Below are 3,227 nucleotides of genomic sequence, written 5' to 3'. Positions count from 1 at the left end.
GCTTAGCGCGGCTGGGCGTCGGCCAGGTAGGCGCGGATAATTTCCGCAAAGTCGCTGTCGCCCTTCAGGCCCAGGCGGGTAGCGCGGGTGGTGTCCCACCGGCCCGGCCAGCTTCCCACGATGCGTTCGACGCGCTCGTCGGCTTGCCACGTGATGCGGTCGGCCACTTCGTCGCCCGCCACGTCGCGCAGGGCCTGCGCCATCTCGGCCACCGTGACGGACACGCCGGGCAGATTGATCGGCGAACGGTCGGCCACGGCGTCGGCCGGCAATTCGCAACCCGAGATCAGCGCCTGGATCGCGCCGCGCGGCGACAGCAGCCACAGGCGCGTATCAGCGCCGACCGGGCAGACGGCCGCTTCGCCGTTCAAGGGTTCGCGAATGATGCCGCTGGCAAACGAGGACGCGGCGGCGTTGGGGCGGCCCGGGCGCACGCTGATGGTGGGCAGGCGCAGCACGCGGCCATCAACGAAACCGCGCCGGGTGTAGTCCGCCAGCAGCAGTTCGGCGATGGCCTTCTGCGTGCCATAGGACGATTGCGGGCTTAGCGCCGTGTCGTCGCGCACCGTTTCGGGCAAGGCGCCGCCGTATACGGCCACCGAGCTGGTGAAGATCACGCGCGGCGTGTGGCCCACGGCGCGACATGTTTCCAGCAAGGCGCGCGACGCGTCCAGGTTGATGCGCATCCCCAAATCGAAATCCGCCTCCGCCTGGCCACTGACGATGGCGGCCAGATGGAAGATGGCGCGCGTGTCCGCGTCGATTGCCTGACGCAGCACCGCCGGGTCCGAGATATCGCCTTCCAGCGATCGCACGCGCGGATCGGTCAACGCGTCGGATTTGACGACGTCCAGCAAGTCGATCTGCGTGATGGGTTGCGGCCCGGTGGCATCAAGCGTCAGCACGCCTTGCGCGAGCAGTTTGCGGGCCAGCCTTTGGCCCAGGAATCCGGCGCCGCCGGTGATCAGAATCTTCATGATGGGATGCTCAATGGTTGGCAAGATAAGGGTGGGCCCAGCCCAGCCCCGCGGAGGTGCCGGCCTTGGGACGGTATTCGCAGCCGATCCAGCCCGTGTAGCCGAGTGCGTCGATCCGCTCGAACAGGTAGGGGTAATTCAGTTCGCCCAGGTCGGGCTCGTGCCGGTCGGGCACGCCGGCGATCTGGATGTGGCCGATGCCGGCGATGTCGCGCTGCAGCTTCACGGCAATGTCGCCTTCGACGATCTGGCAGTGGTAGCAGTCGAACTGCACCTTCAGGTTGGGCGCGCCGACCTGGGCGCAGATGGCTTGCGCGTCGTCCTGCCGGTTCAGGAAGAAGCCGGGGATGTCGCGCGTGTTGATGGGTTCGATCACGATGGTGATGCCGGCGGATTCGGCCGCGCGCGCCGCGAACGCCAGGTTCTTCAGGTAGGTATCGCGATGCGCCGCGCGGTCGTCGCCCGGACGGATCAGGCCGGCCATCACATGCAGGCTGCGATTGCCCAGCTGATCGGCGTATTCCAGCGCCAGGTCGATGCCGCGCTGGAACTCGCTTTCCCGGCCCGGCAGCGACGCGATGCCGCGTTCGCCAGCGGCCCAATCGCCAGGCGGCGTGTTGAAAAGCGCTTGCGTCACGCCGTTGTCTTGCAGACGCGCTTTCAAATCAGCGGCGGTGAATTCATAGGGAAACAGGAATTCGACGCCGGTGAAGCCGTCGCCGGCGGCCGCCTGGAAACGATCCAGGAAGGCGTGTTCGGCGTACATCATGGTCAGGTTGGCGGCTAGGCGCGGCATGGCGGTTCCTTGAAGTTGAAGTAAGAGCGGCGCACGGCCATCAGCGGTTGACCAGCTTGGCCGGCGTGAACCAGACCGCGATGGCGCCGATCACCAGCACGGCGGCCAGCACGTACATGCCGGATGCGGTCGAGCTGGTCAGGTCTTTCAGGTAGCCGATCATGTAGGGGCTGGCAAAGCCGGCCAGGTTGCCGACCGAGTTCACGATGGCGATGCCCGCCGCCGCCGCGGTGCCCGACAGGAAGGCGGTGGGCAGCGACCAGAACAACGGCGCGCACGTCAGCACGCCGGCCGCGGCCATCGACAGGCAGATCAGCGACACCACGGTGTTGTCGGCGAAAGAGGCCGCCGCGGTAAAGCCCACCGCGCCCGCCAGCGCCGGCACGATCAGGTGCCAGCGGCGTTCGCGCCGCTTGTCCGCCGAATGGCCCAGCAGGTTCATCACGACGATGGCGCAGAGAAACGGGATGGCGCTAAGCAGCCCGATGTTGAAGGCGCCCGTGACGCCGGTTGACTTGATCAGCGTCGGCATCCAGAACGTCAGGCCGTACTGGCCGGCGACGAAGGCGAAGTAGATCAGGCACATCCACCACACGCGTTTGTCCGAAAACACGGCGCGCAGCGAGTGCTTCTGCGTGCCCGTCTGCTTCTGGTCCTGCTCGATCTCGCGGGTCAGGATCTGCTTTTCATCGGCGGTCAGCCACTTGGCGCTGGAGATGCCGTTGTCCAGGTACATGACGGTGGCCACGCCGATGAGCAGCGCGGGAACCGCTTCGATCAGGAACATCCACTGCCAGCCCTGCAGGCCGTGCGTGCCGTGAAAGGCTTCCATGATCCAGCCGGACAGCGGGTTGCCGAAGATGCCGGCCACCGGGATGGCGGACATGAACAGCGCGATGATCTTGGCGCGGCGGTGGGCCGGGTACCAATAGGTCAGGTACAGGATCACGCCCGGATAGAAACCGGCTTCGGCCAGGCCCAGCAGGAACCGCAGGATGTAGAAGCCGGTGGGCGTTTCGACGAACATGAACATGCCGGACAGGATGCCCCACGTGATCATGATGCGCGCGATCCAGATGCGCGCGCCCAGCCGGTGCATCAGCAGGTTGCTGGGCACCTCGAACAGGAAATACCCGATGAAGAACACGCCGGCGCCCAGGCCGAAGACGGTTTCGCTGAAGCCCAGGTCCTGCGACATCTGCAGCTTGGCGAAACCCACGTTGACGCGGTCCAGATAGGCGATCACATAGCAGAGCATCAAGAACGGCACCAGGCGCCAGAACACCTTGGCATAGGCGCGGGCGGTCTCGCGGGATTCAGGCCGCATCGCCGCGGCGGGCGCGGTCGATGCGATTTCCATCGGGGGCATGACAAGTCTCCAAAAGGGTGTGCCGCCGTGTGACGCGCAGCGCGCGTCCGGGCAGCTTTATAGGAATGGCGGGGTCAGTAGCGCG

The 3,227-nt window shown here is 66.2% G+C and carries 3 protein-coding genes; all 3 read right to left on the bottom strand.

Annotated features, from left to right (window positions below):
• Positions 1-2 precede the first annotated feature (2 nt).
• Genes denD through ACE039_RS15125 form a run of 3 tightly spaced genes read right to left on the bottom strand, consistent with a single transcriptional unit; the run spans position 3 to position 3,142 of the window.
• Complete coding sequence (gene denD / locus ACE039_RS15135) at positions 3-977, bottom strand: D-erythronate dehydrogenase (protein ID WP_485822721.1); 975 nt, start codon at positions 975-977, stop codon at positions 3-5.
• Positions 978-987: 10 nt separating this feature from the next.
• The gene (otnI, locus tag ACE039_RS15130; protein WP_485822720.1) at positions 988-1,773 is read right to left on the bottom strand and encodes a 2-oxo-tetronate isomerase; all 786 of its coding nucleotides are present in this window, start codon (positions 1,771-1,773) and stop codon (positions 988-990) included.
• 40 nt (positions 1,774-1,813) lie between these two features.
• On the bottom strand, positions 1,814-3,142 hold the full coding sequence (locus ACE039_RS15125; protein ID WP_485822719.1) for an MFS transporter: 1,329 nt from the start codon (positions 3,140-3,142) through the stop codon (positions 1,814-1,816).
• Positions 3,143-3,227: the final 85 nt, after the last annotated feature.

It is taken from the genome of Achromobacter maghribensis (assembly GCF_057334215.1).
This window is presented reverse-complemented; position numbering and strand designations above follow the sequence as displayed.